Origin of the sequence: Viridibacillus sp. FSL E2-0187 (genome assembly GCF_038006425.1) — a bacterium.
GTDB classification, from domain to species: Bacteria; Bacillota; Bacilli; order Bacillales_A; family Planococcaceae; genus Viridibacillus; species Viridibacillus arvi.
On record NZ_JBBOVG010000001.1, the window covers coordinates 2068333 to 2090191 of the forward strand.

The window sequence follows — 21859 nt, forward strand, 5'->3', positions numbered from 1 at the left end:
ATATTTTCAAAAGTGGAATAATAAGAAATATCTAATAAATCTAACGGAGATGATTATTTGTCTTTATTCCTTATTATTTTACCCGTTCTAATAGTGTTTTCTATAGGTTTTATCGGCCAAAGATGTATAGGTTTTGATATAAAATCGATTTCTACCGCTGCACTATATTTAATGTCACCATTCCTCGCGTTTCGTACATTTTATACGACACCCTTAACTAAAGATTATTTATACATAGCGATTTTCACAATAACGTTAACGGTTGTTCTGTTTCTTTGTACTTGGGGAATATCTACTTTACTCAAGGCTTCACGATCAGAGTTTTCTGCAATGATCCTCGGAGCCGTATTTATGAATAGCGGCAACTACGGAGCACCAGTAGTGTTATTTGCTTTAGGTGCTGCGGGTTTTGATATAGCCGTAATTATTATGGTTCTTCAATCGCTTCTAATGAATAGCTTAGGCATTTTCTTTGCTTCAATAGGTGGATCACAAAAAGCAACGATACAACAATCCATCCAAAAAGTTTTACGCATGCCCTTAATTTACGCTGCACTAGCGGGTATTACTTTAGAATTTTACCATATTACTATTCCCAAAACAGTAATGGATGGTGTTAGTTTAGTAGCTGAAGCTTCAATTCCAACAGTGATGCTCGTTCTTGGGATGCAGTTGGCTGCTATTTCAGCTAAAAAAGTGGATTATCGCTTAGTTTCGGTTGTATCTATTATCCGTATAATTCTATCACCGATCTTAGCAGCAGTAATTTTATCTTTTATGCCCCTTAGCTCTCTTATTAAAACCGTTTTAATCATCCAATCTGCTATGCCCGCTGCTGCAAATACTACGATGATTGCACTACAGTTTGATACCGAACCCGATTTAGTATCCTTTACTACATTTGTAACTACAATCATTAGTATCATATCGATTCCGGTTGTACTCTATTTCCTAGGTATTTAAGTTTTATCCAAGCATAAATTTGTTAACAAACACTGTAATTTACATATTATTTTTCTATTCTTAAATGAAGATTACCGAAAAAATCGATTGATTGGTATAACCACTTTTTTTATCGGTGTATTATACATCAAATCCAACGGTTTGATGTATAATACACCATTCTTCTTTAACAAAGGAGTTTTAAACGTTATTGTGCCGTTGTTTGATGGAGTTTTTGTTAAACAATATGGGAAGAACAATTCAACTTCTTTGTTTCAATATCAGTATGTACAATTATATTACTATCCTTTTTCCTGTAAAGATCTGTTTGAACAACAACTGTAATCAATTAGTCAATAACAGTAAAGGCGAAAAAACAATAGAGGAAATCTTCGAATAATTTGATTTTTAATACAAAAATCCATATTCTAATACTATAGATAGGAGTTTAGATATAACATGACAAAACAAAACAAATATGATGAACCAAAGTTCTTTTCTGCTTATGAACAAATGCCCCGGTCAGTGGATGGACTTGAAGCTGCTGGTGAGTGGCATATTTTAAAAACACTTCTACCAGATTTGCAAAATAAGCGGGTACTAGATCTAGGTTGCGGGTTTGGTTGGCATTGCCGATTTGCAAGAGAGCAACAAGCGAGTTCTGTAATAGGCGTAGATTTATCTGAAAAAATGTTGGAAAAAGCGCGTGAAAAAACAGACGATCCTAGCATCACTTATATTCAAGAATCGATTGAAGATATTCAATTCTCAGATGCTCAATTTGATGTAGTCATAAGCTCGCTAGCTTTTCACTATATTCAATCGTTTGATATAATTTGCCAAAAGGTCTACGATTATTTAGAAAATGGTGGGGCATTTGTCTTTTCTGTTGAGCACCCAATTTTCACTTCAAGAAGTGAACAAGATTGGTATGTCGATGAAAAAGGCAATCGTTTACACTGGCCAGTTGACAATTATCAATTTGAAGGATTACGTGAAACATCCTTTTTAAATGAAAGCGTACAAAAATATCATCGTACAATTTCTACTTATATGAATGATTTGATTAATGCAGGTTTTAGTATTAGTGCAGTAAAAGAATCTACACCTTCTGAAGAAATGTTAAAGAATATACCTGAAATGCACGATGAAAACCGTAGACCAATGTTTTTAATGATTGCTGCAACTAAAGATGTCTCTAAATCTAAATAAGGAAAAAGAGGCAGGAACATAAATAGTTTCAGTTCGCGTAAATCGAGATTGCATAATACGGAATAGATTTATTTGATATAGAAGTGTTTCATTAGTTGTTCGGAGCGAAGGCGGCGACTCCTGCGGGAACAGCACGAGCGGAAGCACCCGGACAGAGCGAAGCGAAGGAGAAGGCTGGAGCCGTGCCCGCGGAAAGCGTCCGCCGTAGCGGAGAACAACGGCTACGAAGTAGACTAAAAAAAGCCTCGAAGATTTTACTAATTGTAAAATTTTCGAGGCGTTTCCTTTTTACAACCTGTACATTTCCCTATTTTATACAGCTTATTCATAATTAATCCACTTATAATAGGAAGCTTAACATTAAAAACAAGTCTATTTATCCAGCATAAACTAAAATCCGCTCATTCCTAGGAACAAGCGGATTTTATTAAATTTATTGATGTTGCCTTCTTGTATAAAGGACCAAAATGATTAATAACAACACCATGATGAATGAGATTAAGTTTAAAAATACATGCCCAAAGTATTTGAAAAAAGGGGTAATAAAAAGTAAACATGCAAAGGCTATACAGAATAAGCCGTTGTTTTTTGCAAATTTGGATTTATTGCCCTTGAATTTTTGACCATTATATCCTGCAACTAATTCAACATCTTCTTTTTTATAGATAAATAATCCTAAGGCTAAAAAGCAAAGACTGATCAAACTTGTAATCATAATGTCGATTAAAGTAGCCAAGTTTACTCCTCCTTAGTGCTTATTTTATTTCATTTAATAAAATCTATGCATGGAAGATGTCTTGCTTTTATAATTATATCTTCTAAAAGTTAATGTTATTTTATTGTTTTGTAAATTTTCGTTTATTTTTATCTAACATTATTTAAGAATATCCTTGAAAAGTAGCTTATATTCAAGGTTTGTATCTAATTAGGACTGATCCTTATTCATCGAATTTGAATGAGCAACTAGTAGATTTTCACAAAGTATTTACATAAAAACTCTTTAGGCAGATAAAGGATTTTTACGCACTTTTTATTTTTCTTATTTTGGCAACAATTAATAACACTAAAGGTAGTAATAATGCAAATGTAGCTGAATATGGTATCCAGATTTCCTTATTAAACTTTAGTTGATGGATTACATCAGGATGGATCATTTGAGAAAGAGCAACCATACTCAACCCTAAAGGTAATATTAGAGACCTATAATTCTTTAGCTTAAGTAACTGTGCAATCCCTACAACTGACACATGAAAATAAAGATAGATTCTAACATACAGTGTAATAATCCATAAGAGAGCCATAGTGATTTCAATACGTTGAATAAAATTACCTATAGAAATCCTTTGTGCCATTGCATAACTAGGGAAAACCCGGTGAGCCGTATCAGTAGGACCAAGAACTAAGACACATAAAGTAATCAAGATTATTAAAATAATCCCGCCAGCTATAGCACCTATATAAAAACCTTTTGTTCCAGATTTAGGAACATTAATAGCAACAGGGAATACCATTAACAATACGACCAACGGAAATGCAAATTCACTAATAAAAATCAAAATACCGTTGATTATTGATTTAGGATTAGAATTTAAAACAGGCTCCAAATACTCTATATCTACTTGTGGAGAAATAAAAACCACAAAGAATATTAACAGTAAAAAAAATACGGGAAAGAGAATTTCCGTAGATCGTGCAAATGTTTCTATTCCTAAATAAGTACCAAACATGATCACAATCATGAATAACCCACTAAATGCTACGAGAGGTGTTTCAGGCATAACTTCAGTACGCATGAAATCGCCTAAAAAATATAGAAGTCCAGTTCCAGAGAGATACGTAAATATTAGAAAGAAAATTACAATTATCTTTCCAACATATTTCCCAAGAATTTTTTCAATCAATTGAACTAAAGATAATTTAGGAGAAATATTTCCAACAGTGATATAAAATTTCACTAGTAATAAACCGACCAATACTCCTAATACAGCTACAACCCATGCATCTTGCTTCACAACTTGTGTTAAGGTTGCAGGTAAAATTAAAATAGCTGCTCCTATAGAATAGAGCATTACAATTATTGCGAATTGTCTTACACTAATAATCTCTTTTCCCATAGTCTATTTCCTCTTTTGCTGTTAAATTATGCCACTTCATTTAAGTGCCATCTTAATTAATTCTCCCATTGGCTTAAAGATTACAATGATTAAATCATAAGGATTTGGTACTTTTACTTTTAAAGCTACAGCTATACATAAAGTAGTACTGAAGAATAGTAATATTGAAAAGGTCCAAATCTCTTTTTTTTCACCATTCTGCTTTAGTTTTGGTAATTGAAATAACAAGATGGCAGTAAAGATGATTAAAATTCCAATTGTTTTAAACATTCTCCATTACTCCTTCTGTTCATATAGCTGTGAATTTCTCAATGTTCCTAATCCCTTTGTCTTAATATTCACTTTTACATTTATTTTTGCTTTAGGAAAAATCGCCTCTTCCCATTGACCTTTTATCTTTTTCCATTCTTTTGGGTGAGAACGATAAATCTTTTCCCCAAAGCCTACTACATCAACTTGGTATTTGTTTTGTAATTTCTCAATTAAGCTTTTTATTCTCTTTTCAATCTGTTTGCTTTCTTTTTCATTAAATTGCTTTATTGTCTTGGAATCTGTTAAGTCAATTTGACATTCCACTTCTCCTATATTTTGTTCAATATTAATATTGACATCAAATTCAGGAATATCTTTTATTGATTTTACTTTTATTTCTGTTTTAGAATTAATTACTTGTGTTGCAATATTCCCGTCATTTTTTGGACATGAGACACTTTCTATCGTACTTTCTATTTCATCTCTTAAGTAATTATAACTTTTACTTTCTTCTTCATTTAAAATACCAACTAACTTATCCTCTTTGAAAATTGATAAACCACTGTACTGCAATAATGCAGGAGTGTTAACAATTTCCATATTTGTTTGATCATTCCCGATTTTTTGGTCCCCGATTATTTCTACGGTTGTTAATGCAGCACTTTTAATATCGTTACTTAGATGGTTGATTAATTGATCTAAACGCATCTTTGATGTTACACCCCATTTTTTCTGAGAAACCTCTAATGAAGAAAACAATTTATTGGCTGGAATCTTTTCTAAAGGCGTTAAAATATTCAAGACTTCTCTTGCAGTAGATTTACTTGAAACAACTATATAAAAATTATTCCGTACTTCATGATCCCTCGCTAGGAGTTCTAGCGTCGGTTTAATCCCATCATTTGCCACTCCCTCACCGATTACCATTATTTGAAGATGAGATAAATAGATTGCCCTTGAAGATATTAACGTCATTTTTCTTATTGCCTCAAAAATTGTTTTACCCTTTGTTGTATATGTTACTATTGATGTTCTACTACTTGATTGTTTAATTGAAAGTTCAGAAGGATCGACAATTTGAACAGTAACTTCATATTGATCGTCTACTCTATCTATACCCAGCGCCACTCCAATTGCTAGTTCATTTAATTCACGTTTACTCCAACACCCTGTTAATAAAAGCGTAATTGAAAGTAGAAATAGGATAAACGTTATTTTTTTTCTAACTTTCACCTAGATCACTCCTACCCTTTTTTCGTACTGGCTTCTGTTCTCTTGTGGCATTTTTTTGATTTACTAAACGAGGCCTAGTTAAAAGTGACCCTCGTGAAAATACAAGAATTGTATCCTTTTGATCCGATGGAATTAATGGTGCAAATGGTGCTGTATATGGTATACCAAAAGACCTTAAACTACAAACATGAAGGATAATTGCAAAGGCACCCATCATTACTCCGAACAAACCAAACATCGCAGCTAAAATCATTAAAGGGAATCTTAGCATTCGAATTGAATTTGACATTGCATACGCTGGTGATAAAAAACTACAAATGGCTGTTATTGACACAATAATAACCATTACTGCTGAAACAATCCCAGCCTCTACTGCAGCTTGCCCAATGATTAATGTCCCGACTATGGATACTGCTGGACCAATGACTCTTGGCATTCGTAGGCCGGCTTCTCTTAATATTTCAAATGCTATTTCCATAAGAATTGCTTCGATAAAAGCTGGAAATGGAACCCCTTCTCGTTGAAGTGCAATACTAATCAACATGGGAGTTGGTATCATTTCTTGATGGAATGTAGTGATTGAAATGTACAAAGAAGGAATTATTAACGAAACAAATATTCCGCCATATCGTAAAATACGAATTAATGAGCTTATAATCGATCGTTGGTAATAATCCTCTGCTGCTTGTAAAAACGCAGGAAACAATGCTGGAACAATAAGAACAAAAGGAGAGCCATCAACAATGATAGCCACTTTTCCTTCTAACAATGCTGCTGCAATAACATCTGGTCGCTCTGAATTATAAACGGTCGGGAACGGGGTGAATTGAGAATCTTGAATTAACTCTTCTATATAGCCGCTATCCAGTATGCCGTCTATCTCAATTTGATCTAATCTTTCAAGAACTTCTTTTACGATTTTATCGTTTGCTATTCCATTGATGTACATAATCGCAACATCTGTTTGTGTTATATCTCCAATAACTCTTGATTTTATCCAAAGGTTCGGGTCTTTTATCTTACGGCGAATAAGTGCCGTATTCGTACGGAGTGTTTCTGTAAATGATTCCTGTGGTCCTCGAATTACTGATTCCGTACTTGGTTGTGATATTGCTCGATCTTTTGAACTTTTAGTACTTGTAGCAATACCTTTTGTTTGGCCTTCTAAAAGAATGACTGTTTCTCCATTTAAAACAGCACGATATACACTCTGAAGATCATTTACATCTTCCACATCACCTACTGTTAAGCAGAAATTCTTCAAATATTGAATGATATCTTCTTCACGCGTTTCGGGTGTCGAATCTATATCTAGCATAAGTGATTCCATGATAAAATCTGTAATTGCAGTTTTATCTGCGAGACCATCAGCATAAATAATTGCAATCCGTTGTTTATCTGTTTTAAGAATGTCTACTTCTCGAATAATAATATCGTTACTGTTCCCCATTGCTTTCTTGATGATTTTCACATTATCAGCAAGACTTTTAAGAAGCGGATCCTTAGATTTATTCTTTTTGGATTCAGGAGAATTTGAATTATTATTTTTTGAAAAGCTCAATTTGAATTCCCCTTTCAATTGGATATTAGTATTAGAAAAAGTATGTACTTGTTTACAAGTCATTAAACAAAATTTGTTATTGAATAAAATTTATTAACTTTAAAACCCCACTTCTACCAATCAAAATTGGTGAAAGTGGGGTTTAATATTTAAAAATCATCATTTTATTATTACTAAACTTTTTGAATCGATCATCCATTACCGATGTTGTTTCCTGTTCTTATGAGGTAGAAGCTTGCCACATATTGATATTAACCCATAAGTTTTTGGCATATATATTTCCATCCACTTCATGACATATCAACTCCCCTTTTTATTCCTTACAGAAAATTTATTTCCTTAAGGAAACTTTATTATAATATATTAGCTATTTCCGTTTTGGTTCACTATTCTGTGAGGAAATTTATAATTATATTTATTTCAATCCAAAGTATGTACAATTGGCTATTATGATAATTAGTTCACTTAACAAATATCCGAAAACAAAACGAAACGAAGGGACATATTGGGACAATGATTTAATTCCTATTAATGAAGATAAATTATACGTTGAATAGTGGTTCTAGTTAGATAACAAATTTTCAATTATTAAAAACGCAGGATATTACATCCTGCGTTTTTTTTGAGGTATAGCTGTCAAATTAATGTTTAAATAGCATGCTTATAAAAATAACTCTTTTAGCTCACCCAAGATTCTTTTAATTTCTTTATTCGCCAAGTACCACCTTTATAGTGAACTGTACTTTCTACACCAATAGCCCCTTTTGCTGATCTATATTTCGAACCATTAAAGAAGATATTGTTTTTTACGTTAAAATTCACTTTTTGAACTGTTAGTAGTACTCCGTCCAAGGTATTCTCATTATAGTACCCTTTTTCTTTTATATCATCGAAAGTAGCGTCCATTACTTTAACTTTATATTTATCTTCGAAATAGTCTAGAATAGATTTTTTCTGTTTTTCATTTACTGCATCAAAATTACTCATATCAATCGCAATATATTTCATACCATCATTCAATGATTTGTCTGTTTCCATAATGGCATCTAAAGCAACGCAATATATTTCACTTGCATGTTCTTTTATATTTATGTCAGTGTTGCAGGCTATAAGTAAAAACGTCAGCATAAATAGCATAGCCGTTAGTTTATTTTTCATTTGCCTCCCCCTGATATAAATAATTAAATATACTACTAATACTTCTTTATTAGAATATTATCATATTTTATAAGAATTTTCTAAATATTGTTAGCTTGATATAGATTAATTGATTTTTCTTCACCAGCTAAAAAATGGATAACAGATTGTGAAATCAATGTAGCTGCTGGAACTAGCATTGACTCGTCGATATCAAATTTTGGATGATGGTGTCCATAGGTTTCCCCTGGTCGCCCAATACCAATATAAGTATACATACCTGGAATGACTTCTGTATAATTAGAAAAATCCTCGCTTCCAAGTATCGGAGTAATCTCCTCTACTCTTTTTTCACCGAATAATTGAATAGCATTTTTCTTCAACATTTTATATAGCTCGTCATCATTCACCAATGTAGGGTCCCCATGTAAATACTCCAATTGATATTTTGCACCGAATGATTCACATAATCCACTAATTATTTTATCCATCCGATTATGGATCTTCTCAGCAATTTCTTTTCCGAATTGCCGCACAGTTCCCGCTATATAGGCTGTATCTGGAATAACATTATAGTTAGTTCCAGATTTTAATTCACCAATACTTATAACTGCCTGTTCAAGAGGATGTAATGACCTACTAATAATAGTTTGAATCTGTGTAATAAACTGAGCAGCAATAATGGTCGGATCCACAGTTTCATTTGGCATTGACCCATGCCCTCCATTACCAAAAATAGTGAGAGTAAATTTATCACAGCCTGCCATTGTTGGGCCACTACGAACACCTATTTTACCTAATTCTAAAGGCTCCCATAAATGAAAGCCAAAAATTGCGTCTGCATCTTTTAAACCACCACTTTTTACGACTTCAATGGCACCTGCTGGAACATCTTCTTCGGCGTGTTGAAATAGAAAACGTATTTTCCCTATGATTTTATCAGGATGTTCTTTAAAATAATGAATCAATCCTAATAAAATTGCCATATGTCCATCATGTCCACAAGCATGCATTACACCATCTATTTTTGAAGAAAATGATAAGCCCGTTTCTTCAAATACAGGTAGAGCATCCATATCGGCTCTTATGATAGCAGTCTTACCTGGTTGTTGCCCGGCTATTTCAACAGCAACGTCTTTCCCTGAAAATGTGAAGGGTTTTAATCCTAATTTCTCTAATTCCTTAATAATATATTTTCTAGTATTGATCTCATCATAAGATACTTCTGGATATTGATGAAAATGTCTACGGTAATTAACCATAATTTGATGTAAATTAGTCAAATTCATATATGAACCACCTCCTACCACTTCATCTTATTATTGATAATTGATTAATTGAGCAATGGTCACAAAAATAGCTCCCAGAACATAATGAATAACGATCAATGGCCAAATCCACTTCACCCATTTAATCCACGAGATACCACCTAATGCTAAACCGGCCATAAAATAACCAGAAGTAGGCGTGAAAATATTTGAAATTCCATCACCAAATTGGAAAGCTAATACTGCTGTTTGACGAGTAACCCCTAATAAATCTGATAATGGAACCATTATTGGCATCGTTAAAGCGGCTTGGCCACTACCCGATGGGACAATATAATTCACTAAACATTGCACAATATACATGCCAAGTGCAGCTAGTTGTGGTGGTAAAGAGTCTACAGCAGAAGCAAGCCCATATAAAATCGTATCCATTATAAGGCCTTCTCTTAAAATAATTAGAATTGCATTCGCAATGCCGACTACTAACGCACCCATAATTAAAACCTCACAGCCTTTAATAAATGCCTCAGCCATACTACTAAAATTCATTTTTGAGACAAGGCCAATAAGTATACCCATTATCAAAAACAGTCCTGTCATTTGTGTTAATCCCCACTCAAATTTAATGACACCTACAGCTAGCCCGACAAGTGTCCCTAATAATACAAAGAAAGCGAGTTTATGCCGTGTAGTAAAAGGAAATGTTTGATCGGAATCCGAACTATTTATGAGTGCATTTTTTTCACCGAACATAACACTTGCCTTTGGGTTCTTTTTTATTTTATTTGCGTATCGCATGACATACCAAATACTAACGGTTAAGAAAATGACAAAGAAAATAATTCTTAAATACATACCTGAGAAAATAGGTAATTCTGCAATTCCTTGAGCTATACCAACCGTAAACGGGTTCATAAATGCTGCCGTGAAGCCTGCAGATGTTCCGAGCAGTACGATTGCTGTCCCTACCATCGAGTCAAATCCAATTAGAACTGCTAACGGGATTAGAATTGTAATGTAGGGGATTGTCTCTTCTGCTAATCCTAACATTGCACCTGATAATGCAAAGAATGTCATTAATACTGGGATTAAAAGCTGCTCTCTGCCAGCAATTTTTTTCGCCATGCTATGGACAGCACCTTCGATAGCCCCAGTAGCTCGCAATATTCCAAATGCTCCACCTACTATAAAAATATAAAAAATTAGCGGCGCAGTGGCAATCATCCCTTTATGAATCGACTCAAATACATTTAAAATTGTCGTTCGATTTTCTGGTATTTCGTGATAACTTCCAGGTACCACAATCGTTCTACCATCTTGTTCGATACGCTCAAATTCTCCAGCTGGAATAATGTAAGTACAAATAGCTCCAATTATAATGACAGAAAATAAAATGACATACACATGAGGAACTTTGAACCTAGCCTTTTTCTCTGTTTGCATTTCTATAATCAACACCCCTTTTACAATTACTTTTAAAACGCCTTATTAATAGTCTGTAATTCAATCTACTTAACAATCTAGGTTCTATTAAATAAATTTGATAGAATATAAGAATTAAGCGAAAACAAAGTAAGTATAAAATATGTTGTTAAGCTAATTCTCCTCCGTCTACGGGGATGTTCTGACCTGTAATATATACCCCCTCATCAGAAGCTAGGAACGCATAAACCCCTGCAATTTCTTTGGGAGTAGCATGTCTTTTAAGCGGGATATTTTCATTAACCTGTTCTAACATTTCAGGTGAATACTCGGCGATTTGCATAGCAGTTAATACATAACCCGGACAAACTGTATTTACACGAATCGTTGGTGCAAGTTCTAAAGCCATTGTTTTTGCTAACAGGTTTACACCAGCTTTTGAGGCATTATAATCGGCGTAATATGGATGACCTGTTATTCCATTTGTAGAAGCTGTCATTAAAATAACCCCGCTACCTTGTATCAACATTCGTTTAGCTGCTTCTTGTGCTGTGTAAAAAATACCATCTAAATTAATACCCAATACTTTTTTCCATTGTTCTGGAGTGATGTCTATAAATTTATTTCTTATACTAATTCCTGCATTTGATATTAAGATATCGATTCCATCCATTGCCTCATCAACTTCTTTAAAGGCTTCCTTCACTTCATCAGGATTACTAACATCAACTAAAATCCCGTATTTAATAGAAGAATGTTCTTCTAAAGTCTTTTTTAATTGTTCTTCATTATTATCTAATACGGTTACTATTGATCCTTCTGCAGCAAATCGAAGTGATGTGGCTAGACCAATACCACTAGCGCCTCCTGTCACTACAACACGTTTATTTTGAAGACTATCTGAATATCTTCTGAATCCCATGAAATTTCACACCCTCTGCACAATTTTTTAAATAAAACGATCAATTATATACGCTTTCTACTTAGCTTCTTCCATTCCTAATAACTTTCTAATCACTTGATTTGTTAGATTCGGAACTACTTCCATCGTGTATGCTAGTTCTGTACGTTCATATCGATTATGGGCATCGTATCCATATGGACCAATGTTAATTGTTGGAACATTTATTTCACGGATTGCATCATAGTTTACATAATGCTTTGTGCCCCAACTTGGATTATTTTCAATAACTGCTTTTATATCCTCTTCCCCATCACTTAATGCAACACAGCTCATATCACATACATAAGGGAAATAGTTACGCGTTACGATTGGTTTTGAATAATGAGGTTGCACAATTTCAATTGCATAGTCCAATGCCTCTATCAAATTTTGCTCTTTTTCATTTTTTCCACTCAAATCGACACGAGGCGAATAGAGTGAAGAGTAAAATAGAATAATTGCTGGACTTTTATCCTTCATCCAATTCCATTCTTCTTCAACAACTCGAGCAGAATACATCCGAACATCAAGCGTTTCATCTAATAGTAGATTTTCTTTAAATTGTTTCATATGGTCTAAGTATTTATCTCCATGAAGTTCCATCAGCGTTTTTTGCATATCTTCATAAACAATTACTCTAGTCTTCCAAGGTAATTCTGAATATGGTTGCCCACTTATTTCGCAATATTTTCGATGTCTTTCCTTCATTGTATAAATTCCGTTATCAAAGGCCATTTCCGCTTGTTCTTTCAACAATGAAAGTACTTCTTTAGGCGACCATGATTGGATAAAAAAATTATAGTAAACGTAAGCTGATAAGGCTGTTTGAATCGTATAAGTTGGCTTAAAATCAGTTTGTTTCAACGAAACTGGTGGCATAGGGGTTTCACCTAGTGATTGATCGCATAAATCGGGATTATAACTAATCTGTCTCGTTAACTCCGCTGCAATATAATTTGGATCTAATCCTTCAAAACTAGATCCGGCATGTGTTTCAGCACCTGTTATAAAGAAAGAAGGTAATAATTTACCGACTGTTCCTTTATAGATATATCGATTAGGGTCACCTTCATAGCGAGGGGCAACGAAATCTGAATTGATCAATGCTTGATAATCAAAAAGATGTTCTTCCTTTAATCGTTTTAAATCCTTCAAACCAGATAAAACACCATGTGAACTATCTTCTTCGTCACATTCTGCGAAGAATACTAGATTACCAATAAGTTCTTCAGGATGTTCTGAATAGTACTTTAATAAATAGAAATGACTTGCAACTCCACTCTTCATATCTAAAACACCACGTCCAAAATGCCATTCATCTGATAGTAAATGTTCTTTCACTAAATCCGGAAGCTTCTCATTTGCAAGCGCTTTCTTTAACTCACTTGGTGAACATGCTTTATCTTTCAAATGACTAAAATCATCAATTCCTACCGTATCGGTATGACCCATTAAGATAACCGTCTTATTCGATTTTTCCTTTGTACCTTTGACAAAAGCAAAGACATTGTAGCGTTCGACTTTATCTTCTTCTGTACGTGACATGAATACATGAGATGGGTTACTTTTGAAATAATTTTGCGAGAAAATTAAATCATATAATCTCTTAGCAACTTCAATTTCTCCCATAGTATTTACGATACTTTCCACGCCAACTAATTCATCAGTTACTTTTAAAACATCATCATAACAAGTCAACATTCAAATGCACTCCTTTGAAATTAATTCTAAGCACTTATTAATCGCCTTTATAAAACTTGCTGTAAAAAACGGATTGTTTTTTCTTCTTTTGGATTTTTAAAAAATTCAGACGGCGGTCCTTCTTCAATAATTTTACCATCAGCCAACATGATGACACGATCAGCTACTTCCCTAGCAAAGCCCATTTCATGGGTTACTATGACCATTGTCATTCCTTCCTTTGCTAGATTTTTCATCGTTTCTAAAACTTCTCCTACAAGCTCTGGGTCTAGAGCAGAAGTCGGTTCATCAAATAACATAACTTCAGGCTCCATAGCAAGCGCTCTTGCTATCGCGACTCTCTGTTTTTGACCACCTGACAGTTGATCCGGATAAAAGTTTGCTTTATCAGCTAAACCTACTTTTTGTAAAAGTTCTTTTGCCTTTCTTGTCGCTTCTTCCTTACTTTGTTTTTTCACATGAACAGGTGCCTCTATAACATTTTGTAAAATCGATAAATGAGGGAATAAATTAAAATGTTGAAAAACCATTCCCATATTTTCACGAACTTTATTTAGGTTCTCTTTTCCTGCATCGATTAATTTTCCGTTAATCTCTATTTGACCACCATTATTAATTTCAAGAAAATTCAGACATCTTAGTAAAGTACTTTTCCCTGAACCACTTGCACCAATTAATACGACAACTTCTGACTTCTGTATTTCTAAAGAAATATCTTTGAGTACTTCTAAATCACCAAATGATTTACGCAAATTTTTCAGTTTTATCATTTTTCTTCTCTCTCCCTCCAACATCTAATTTTTTCTCCAGCTTATTGAAAAGAAGTGTGAAGATAAGAACTAAGATTAAATAATAAATGCCGACTACAAAATAGGTTTCAAATGGCATATAGTTAGCCGCTTGAGCAGATAATGCATGATTGAATAGTTCGGATACTGCAATATAAGCCACCAACGATGAATCCTTCAAACCAATGATAAATTGATTTCCTAGAGCTGGTATGGCTCTTTTAAAAGCTTGAGGGAGTATAATGCGGCGCATTCCCAGCATATATGGCATTCCTAATGAGCGAGCTGCCTCCACCTGTCCACGGTCAATAGATTGGATAGAACCACGGAAAATCTCAGCTATATAAGCTCCTGAATGTATTCCTAATGCTAAAGCTCCTGCTGTAAAATCTGATAATACAAAAACACTTGAAATACCATAATATAAAAACATTAATTGAACAATTAATGGCATTCCTCGAATTAAGAAGATATATATATCTGCAATTTTTCCTAGTATTTTAATATTTGAGACTTTAAAGAATGCGAAAACTAAACCAATTATAGTAGCAATTATTAATGACACAAAGGTAAGTTCTACTGTTATTAATGTCGCTTTTAAAAATTCAATTCCATGAGTTTGAAATATTGAAGCAATATTGGTTAAGAAGTTCAATAGCAATCTCCTCCTTTCTAAATCTTGTACTGTTCAATTTAAACTCTATTTTTTATCAAGTAGATTTACTCCAAACCACTTTGTGCTGATTTTCTCATATGTTCCATCTTCAACCATAGATGCTATCGCTTCATTAATCGCTTTTAATAACTCTGGATTTCCTTTATTTATTGCAACTGCAATTTCTTCAGTTTTGATCACATCATCGATTGGTTTAATTTTCAATCCTGATTCTTTAATTGCAGAAACGCCAACAATACGGTCTGTAATTACTGCATCTACACGACCTGGTGGCAAATCTTGCAATGCATATATATCACTTGGAAAACTCTTAATTTTAGTCGTATATTTTTTTGCATCGTCTGTATAAGTACTCGCTTGCATAACACCAATCGTTTTGTCCTTTAAATTCTCTTTCGCCTTTATCTCATTATTTCCTTCTGCTACAAAAACTTGTGCTCCCGAAGTGTAGTAAGGATCTGAAAAATCTACTTGTTTAGAGCGATCTTCTGTAGCTGTCATACTGCCAATAATCGCATCATATTTTTTCCCTTTTAACCCTTGTATAATCGTTTCCCAAGGGTTTGTTACTGGATTAGCCTCTAGTCCAATTCGTTTTGCAATCTCGGTCCCAATTTCAACATCAAACCCTACTAGTTTTTCATTTTCTTTATAGTTTAGAGGCTTTAATAGACCGCTCATTGCAAAAGTCAATTTCCCCTCATTAACAAGTTCCATTTTCACTTTATTATCATCTGTCTTTTCGTTTCCTTTAGAATTGTTAGAAGAATTACTGTTACAAGCACTTAAAACAAAAATAACTAATAATCCAACAAAAAGAGATAATAAAGCATTTTTATTCTTCTTCATTATTCATCCACTCCTTATTTTTATTAAATAAAAATCATCTGGACTCTACTCGAAAAACTTAAGTATTTCCACCCCTCACTCTTTTCCAGGTAACAAAGGCAATCAATTCTTATCAATTGATTGCCGCTGCTTTTACTTAATAAGTTCTGGTTTTAATACTTTCTTTTGATACATCCTCCAAGTAATACACCATTTTTCGGGATTATCTAAATAATCTTCTTCAACTAGTTGATGAATTGTACTATTGTACGGAGCATTTTTCACAATTTCAGGATTGTTATATGCTTCATCTGAAATTTGCTGAAGCGCATTAATGTATTCATCTAAATCCGTTTTTGAATAAGATTCAGTTGGTTCAAGTGTAAATGGTTGTGGAACGATATACGGGTGGTGACTAGTCCAGTAATGTAGACCGAAATCAGTCATCCTTCTTTGTACATCTTCTGTAGTAATACCTGTTTCACTAGTCATCTGTTCCCAACTATATCGAACTTGTTCTAATCGCTGGCCTTGAACGTAGGGAGCACTTGCACCACGAATTTTTTGTACTTTATGGTATAAGTAATTATTATTCAATACTGCTGTTTGGGCTACTTCTCGTAAGCCATCTGGACCTAATGCGCGTATCCATGCATAAGACCTTAAGATTGTTTGGGCTACTCCATGGAATGCACGTACTTTGCCAATCGAATGTTGTAGATTATCATTTAATGAATATTTTTCTCCATCATATTCTACAATTGGTCCTGGTAAATATTCTTTTAATGCTTCAGTAACCCCTAGAGCTCCTGTTGCTGGCCCCCCACACATATGAGGTGCAGCGAACGTTTTATGAAGGTTAAAGAAACACATATCAAAGCCCGCTTCTTTTGCTCTTGTTATACCTAATAACCCATTTGCATTTGCTTGATCGTAATAACAAATACCACCCGCTTCATGTACAATCTTAGTAAACTCTTTAATTTTAGAATTAAAGATTCCTGTATCTTCAGGATTTGCTACAACAAACCCAGCCGTTCTTTCAGAAACAACTTCTTTTAATTTTTCAATATCCGGGAAGCCATTTTCATCTGGATGTAATGTAATCACTTTATATCCTTTCACAACAGCTGTTGCTGCTTGTGATGGATGCGAGAAGATAGTTGTGATGATTTCATCACGCTGATTTCCTTCATCATGTGTCTCATGATATTTTCTTACGATGGAAGCCATAGCAAATAGCGCTTGTGTTCCTCCACCTGGCTGGAATGAAAAAGCGCCCATCCCTGAGATTTCACGCATACACAAATCTAAATTATGAATAATTTCCAACATACCTTGTACAGTGCTCTCTTCTTGAAGCGGGTGAAGGTCCATCATCTTGGGATTTCTAATCAATAATTCATTTATTTTCGGGATATATTTCATCGTACATGTACCTTGACCGATTTCTACATTAAAGTCTGATCCCAATGTCTCTTGAGAAAGTCGTAAGTAATGGCGAAGTACACGTGCTTGACCAATTTCCGGAAGATTCGGTCTATTTCTTCTAGACATAGATGCAGGAATAGTAGATACACCGTCACCAATAGTAGATACCACTTCTTCATTTGCTAGTGGTACTTCAACACCTTTTTCTCCTTCTTGATGAAGTTCAAAAATTATAGGTTCATTCCATTTCGCTTGATGAAAATCGCGAGTAGCTTCAGTTCTAATTATTGGTTTCATTCTCAAAACTCCTTTTGTAGACGTTTATTTTGTGACAATATCTTCAAGAGCCTCTATCAAACAATCCATATCTTCTTTCGTATGCACCTCTGTCACACAAAACAGAGCACATTGTCCATACTCTGGGAACTCCTTAGAAAGATCCTTACCTCCAAAAATCTTCTTTTCTAATAACATTTCATTAATTGTTTGAACCGAGATTCCCGTTTCATTAAAGTCCACAATAAATTCTTTAAAGAATGGCGAAACAATTCTTGAACCTTGTATACCCGCAATTTTATTCAATTTCTTTACGGTGTATTGACTATTTTGCATAATGGTTTGCCCTAATTCATACATCCCCTCAGGCCCAAGCAAAGATAAGTACACGCCAGCTGTAATACCCCATAATGCCGTTTGAGTACCAACCGATTCTTTTCCTTTTTCTCTTTGGGCAAAAGAAGTCCGTTCATACGCCACATCACCAAATCCATATTCCCCTTCTTTTATTGTTGGTACGATACCAAATAAACGTGATGGAAATTCATTAATGAATTTTTCTTCATCTAGAGTAGCGATAAAACCGGCTTGACCTCCGCTGTAATTCATATGCATACCAAGTGGTTGTAAATCTCCACAAACAATATCAGCACCATAATGACTCGGTGGTGCCAATACACCTAATGAGATAGGATCCACCCCTACAACAAGTATTACATCATGTTCTTTAGCGATTGCAGAAATCTCATTTCCTTGTGATTCAATAAATCCTAAATAGGATGGATTTTCAAAGTAAATCGCTGCTACTTCATTTGAAATTTTACTATTCAAGTCATCTAAATCCATTAAACCTGTATCAAGATCGAAAGCAATATTGGTAAATTCGAGCTCTGGTGAACCGTAATTAGCAATAATCTTTGTTCTTTCCGGAGCAACTGTTGTAGCTATCAAAACTTTCTTTCTTCCATTAATGCGAGCTGCCATTCTAATTGAAGTTGCTGCAGCCTGCCCCCAATCAAATGTAGGAACATTCACAACATCCATATCTACTAACTCAGCTAATAGACTTTGATATTCAAATAAAGACTGAAATCTACCATGGTCTTCATACGGCTCTCCAGCATAAGCTGTTAGAAATTCCGACCTTTGATTTATTTCGTCACAAACCGCTGGAACAAAATGTTGCCAACATCCGGCACCTAAAAAGTTAATATAGTCGTTTGTACTAATATTTTTCTTCAAAAGACCTTCAATATGTCTTCGTAATTCGTATTCTGTTAATGCTTTTGGTATATTCATCTCTTCCTTCAGCTGAAGTTCTTCAGGGATACATGAATATAATTCCATACTGTTCTCTACCCCAATAACTTTCAGCATTTCTTCTTTAACTTTAGGTACCATATTTGGGATGTATGGGTGCACCTTTTTTGTCATAGTATTACCTCCTAGTATTTTGGTTATCGTTATGCCAAGCCGCCACCATCAACGACTAATTCCGTTCCTGTTACCCAACTAGATAAATCGCTTGCTAAGAAGAGCACTCCTTTAGCAATATCTTGTGGTGTTCCTAATCGTGCCAATGGACGGCTCACTGCAGAATCTTTTAAGAAAGAGCCTTCTTCAAGGTTTAACTGTTGTGCCTCACTTCTTAATAAAGGTGTATCTGTATCTCCAGGACAGATACAATTGACACGGATATTTTGTGGTCCATGGTCAATGGCCATTGCTTTTGTCAAATTGACAACACCAGCTTTTGCCGCACAATATGATGCAGCTTTGTCTCCACCTTTTAGTCCCCAACCAGATCCAGTATTGATAATACTTCCACCTGTACCTTCAGCCATAATAGGAATGATGTATTTAGATAGGAGATACACACCTTTTAAGGAAACATCTATAACGGCATCCCATTCATGTTCTTCTAAATCCACTACAGTTTTTCGCTTAATAATCCCTGCATTATTGAAAAGTACATCTACATTGCCATATGTTTGCTTAATCTCTTCACTTACTGCCTGGCAATTTGCTGCACTTGTTACATCACATTTCATAAATTGAGCCTGAAAACCATTCTCTAGAATTGTACTAGCAGCTTGCTCACCTTTAACTTCATCAATATCTAGTAAAATGACTTGCAATCCTACTTCAGCTAATAGTTCTGCTGTAGCATATCCAATTCCAGAGGCCGCTCCTGTTACAACAGCTACTTTGTTAGTTAACTTAAAATAATCCTTTTCCATGTAAAAACCCCCTTGAACTGTTTTATTAGTAATAAAGCAATTAGTGTGCCAACTCTCATTCGTGATGATTCCTAGCTTTTGTTCAAAATAAAATATTATTTTTGCCATAATTGACTGAAAATTGACAATTTTAACTTCATTAAACTACAATTATGACAACTAAATTATTCATATAATTAAAAATCCTAATAATAATGTAGAATGATTGATTGATATTTCTATGTCTAAACTTACTATTCACAAATAATTACACACTAAAAGTGGGAGGTTGTATGAATGTCATCTATTTCCTCAATTGCAAAGACTATTCGAACATTTGCAGAACTTTTACAGGTTGAAATTGCTTTCTTCAATTATGAAGGTGTATTAGTAGCATCCACTGAAGAATATCAAGTTCAAAAAAAAGATCGAGTCTATTTACCATTTTTTCAAAAACAAAACAAAGAAGCTGTTAGTTTTGTAAAAGATCCCGGACATATGAAAATGTGTAAAGGTTGCCACTTCCAATCGAAATGCCCCTCAAAAGCAGAAATTTTAATTAAAATCACAAAAAATGATAACCATTATGGCTTTCTTTCCTTTGTAAGTTTCACTTCAGAGGGACAAGAAAAGTTGATTGCACAACAAGATCAATTTAAATACTGGTTAACACAATTAAGCGAAATTATTTTAACGATATTGGACGGTTCAGGTGAATTTAAATATACAGGGAGAAATTCGAAGGAAAATATTAATTATATTATCGGGAACAATACTCAGCTAAAAAAGCTAAAAGAACTTCTTTCTAGAATTGCTAACAGTACTTCTTCAATTGTTATTACAGGTGAAACGGGTACAGGAAAAAGCCTTTTAGCAAAGTTTATACATGAGCAAAGTATGTTAAGAAAAGGTGAATTTATCGAAATTAACTGCGCTAGCATTCCTGAAACATTATTTGAAAGTGAATTATTCGGATATGAGGAAGGAGCATTTACAGGGGCAAATAAAAAAGGCAAACCGGGCTATTTTGAACTTGCAGATCGAGGGACATTATTTTTAGATGAAGTTGCAGATTTACCTGTTCATTTACAGCCTAAGTTATTAAAAGTTTTACAAGATGGCATGGTTAATCGAGTCGGTGGAATCAATCCAAAAAAAGTAAATATCCGTGTGATTGCTGCCACGAATCAGCCCCTAGAGGAAATGATGGAGGCTAAACAATTCCGTTCAGATTTGTATTATAGATTAAATGTCATCCCAATTCACTTACCTGCTTTAAGAGAAAGAAAAGAAGATATAGACACATTAGTCCCCATCTTGATAGATCGACTTCAAAATCGTACAGGAAAATTCATTCAAACATGCTCAGACGAATATTTGAAAAGATTACAACAATACCATTGGCCAGGAAATATTCGCGAACTAGAAAATGTCATTGAATACAGTATGAATATGGAGAGGGGTCATCAACTAACAGAATCTTCACTTCCCGACTACTTAAATCCCACACTACTCCAACCACCTAAGAAACTAAAAGAAAAAAACGATTTAAAGGATATGGAAAAGGATGGGATAATTCTAGCCCTCAATCGATATGGCTTTGATTTTGAAGGTAAAAAGTTAGTTGCCGAGCAATTAGGCATAAGTGTACGTACACTATATAGAAAAATGGAGAAATATAATATTTCTGTTCCTGTCAGATGATTTGTCGTTAACAATAGCCCTACTATCATGTACCCATTTATATGAAAGTCTTTAACTATCATTCATCGGAAAGGCTTTATCACCTAATCTTTGTATTACTTTAAATAAACTAAAAATAGTTTATTATTCTTATTAGAAATGAGGAATGATTT

Annotated in this window: 19 protein-coding genes; 3 read left to right on the top strand and 16 right to left on the bottom strand. The window is 34.2% G+C overall.

The genetic code is table 11. The annotated features are described in order from the left end of the window. Positions 1 to 93: 93 nt before the first annotated feature. Together MHH85_RS10015 and MHH85_RS10020 are read left to right on the top strand one after the other, a co-directional pair. On the top strand, positions 94 to 963 hold the full coding sequence (locus MHH85_RS10015; protein ID WP_445684124.1) for an AEC family transporter: 870 nt from the start codon (positions 94 to 96) through the stop codon (positions 961 to 963). A 438-nt stretch (positions 964 to 1401) separates the two neighbouring features. After that, positions 1402 to 2154, top strand: coding sequence for a class I SAM-dependent methyltransferase (locus MHH85_RS10020; RefSeq protein ID WP_340706928.1), 753 nt, complete (start codon positions 1402 to 1404; stop codon positions 2152 to 2154). Positions 2155 to 2587: 433 nt separating this feature from the next. On the opposite strand, the gene MHH85_RS10025 is transcribed toward MHH85_RS10020, so the two are convergent. The 16 genes from MHH85_RS10025 to MHH85_RS10100 all read right to left on the bottom strand — a co-directional run bounded on the left by MHH85_RS10025 (position 2588) and on the right by MHH85_RS10100 (position 20024). Continuing rightward, complete coding sequence (locus MHH85_RS10025) at positions 2588 to 2890, bottom strand: DUF3784 domain-containing protein (protein WP_340706929.1); 303 nt, start codon at positions 2888 to 2890, stop codon at positions 2588 to 2590. A 283-nt stretch (positions 2891 to 3173) separates the two neighbouring features. After that, positions 3174 to 4268, bottom strand: coding sequence for a GerAB/ArcD/ProY family transporter (locus MHH85_RS10030; protein WP_193739489.1), 1095 nt, complete (start codon positions 4266 to 4268; stop codon positions 3174 to 3176). A gap of 36 nt (positions 4269 to 4304) precedes the next feature. Next, the gene (locus tag MHH85_RS10035) at positions 4305 to 4538 is read right to left on the bottom strand and encodes a hypothetical protein (protein WP_193739488.1); all 234 of its coding nucleotides are present in this window, start codon (positions 4536 to 4538) and stop codon (positions 4305 to 4307) included. A 6-nt stretch (positions 4539 to 4544) separates the two neighbouring features. Further along, a complete protein-coding gene (locus tag MHH85_RS10040) occupies positions 4545 to 5753 on the bottom strand; it encodes a Ger(x)C family spore germination protein (RefSeq protein ID WP_340706930.1) in 1209 nt (402 codons plus the stop codon). Continuing rightward, positions 5743 to 7377: a spore germination protein gene (locus tag MHH85_RS10045; RefSeq protein ID WP_340706931.1), complete on the bottom strand. Its 1635-nt coding sequence runs from the start codon at positions 7375 to 7377 to the stop codon at positions 5743 to 5745. The genes MHH85_RS10040 and MHH85_RS10045 overlap by 11 nt, the downstream gene beginning before the upstream one ends. 615 nt (positions 7378 to 7992) lie before the next feature. Then, positions 7993 to 8472 carry a peptide ABC transporter substrate-binding protein gene (locus MHH85_RS10050; RefSeq protein ID WP_340706932.1) on the bottom strand — a complete coding sequence of 160 codons (480 nt, stop codon included), beginning with the start codon at positions 8470 to 8472 and terminating at the stop codon, positions 7993 to 7995. A gap of 80 nt (positions 8473 to 8552) precedes the next feature. Further along, a complete protein-coding gene (locus tag MHH85_RS10055; RefSeq protein ID WP_340706933.1) occupies positions 8553 to 9740 on the bottom strand; it encodes a M20 metallopeptidase family protein in 1188 nt (395 codons plus the stop codon). Between the two features lie 30 nt (positions 9741 to 9770). Continuing rightward, the gene (locus MHH85_RS10060) at positions 9771 to 11162 is read right to left on the bottom strand and encodes a YfcC family protein (protein ID WP_340706934.1); all 1392 of its coding nucleotides are present in this window, start codon (positions 11160 to 11162) and stop codon (positions 9771 to 9773) included. A gap of 148 nt (positions 11163 to 11310) precedes the next feature. Beyond that, positions 11311 to 12063, bottom strand: coding sequence for an SDR family NAD(P)-dependent oxidoreductase (locus tag MHH85_RS10065; RefSeq protein WP_340706935.1), 753 nt, complete (start codon positions 12061 to 12063; stop codon positions 11311 to 11313). Positions 12064 to 12120: 57 nt separating this feature from the next. After that, on the bottom strand, positions 12121 to 13785 hold the full coding sequence (locus tag MHH85_RS10070; RefSeq protein WP_340706936.1) for a M20/M25/M40 family metallo-hydrolase: 1665 nt from the start codon (positions 13783 to 13785) through the stop codon (positions 12121 to 12123). A 47-nt stretch (positions 13786 to 13832) separates the two neighbouring features. Next, entirely contained in the window at positions 13833 to 14555 is a 723-nt protein-coding gene (locus tag MHH85_RS10075) for an amino acid ABC transporter ATP-binding protein (protein ID WP_038181390.1), read from the bottom strand. After that, positions 14530 to 15210, bottom strand: coding sequence for an amino acid ABC transporter permease (locus MHH85_RS10080; RefSeq protein ID WP_370588348.1), 681 nt, complete (start codon positions 15208 to 15210; stop codon positions 14530 to 14532). The genes MHH85_RS10075 and MHH85_RS10080 overlap by 26 nt, the downstream gene beginning before the upstream one ends. Positions 15211 to 15273: 63 nt before the next feature. Beyond that, positions 15274 to 16098 (bottom strand): ABC transporter substrate-binding protein, encoded by an 825-nt coding sequence (locus MHH85_RS10085; RefSeq protein WP_340706937.1) that lies wholly within the window; start codon positions 16096 to 16098, stop codon positions 15274 to 15276. Positions 16099 to 16230: 132 nt separating this feature from the next. Further along, entirely contained in the window at positions 16231 to 17805 is a 1575-nt protein-coding gene (gene gcvPB / locus MHH85_RS10090) for an aminomethyl-transferring glycine dehydrogenase subunit GcvPB (protein WP_340706938.1), read from the bottom strand. Positions 17806 to 17829: 24 nt separating this feature from the next. Continuing rightward, complete coding sequence (gene gcvPA, locus MHH85_RS10095; RefSeq protein WP_340706939.1) at positions 17830 to 19218, bottom strand: aminomethyl-transferring glycine dehydrogenase subunit GcvPA; 1389 nt, start codon at positions 19216 to 19218, stop codon at positions 17830 to 17832. 29 nt (positions 19219 to 19247) lie between these two features. Continuing rightward, on the bottom strand, positions 19248 to 20024 hold the full coding sequence (locus MHH85_RS10100) for an SDR family NAD(P)-dependent oxidoreductase (protein WP_340706940.1): 777 nt from the start codon (positions 20022 to 20024) through the stop codon (positions 19248 to 19250). A gap of 276 nt (positions 20025 to 20300) precedes the next feature. Between MHH85_RS10100 and MHH85_RS10105 the strand changes: the two genes are divergently transcribed. Beyond that, positions 20301 to 21707 carry a sigma-54 interaction domain-containing protein gene (locus MHH85_RS10105; protein WP_340706941.1) on the top strand — a complete coding sequence of 469 codons (1407 nt, stop codon included), beginning with the start codon at positions 20301 to 20303 and terminating at the stop codon, positions 21705 to 21707. Positions 21708 to 21859: the final 152 nt, after the last annotated feature.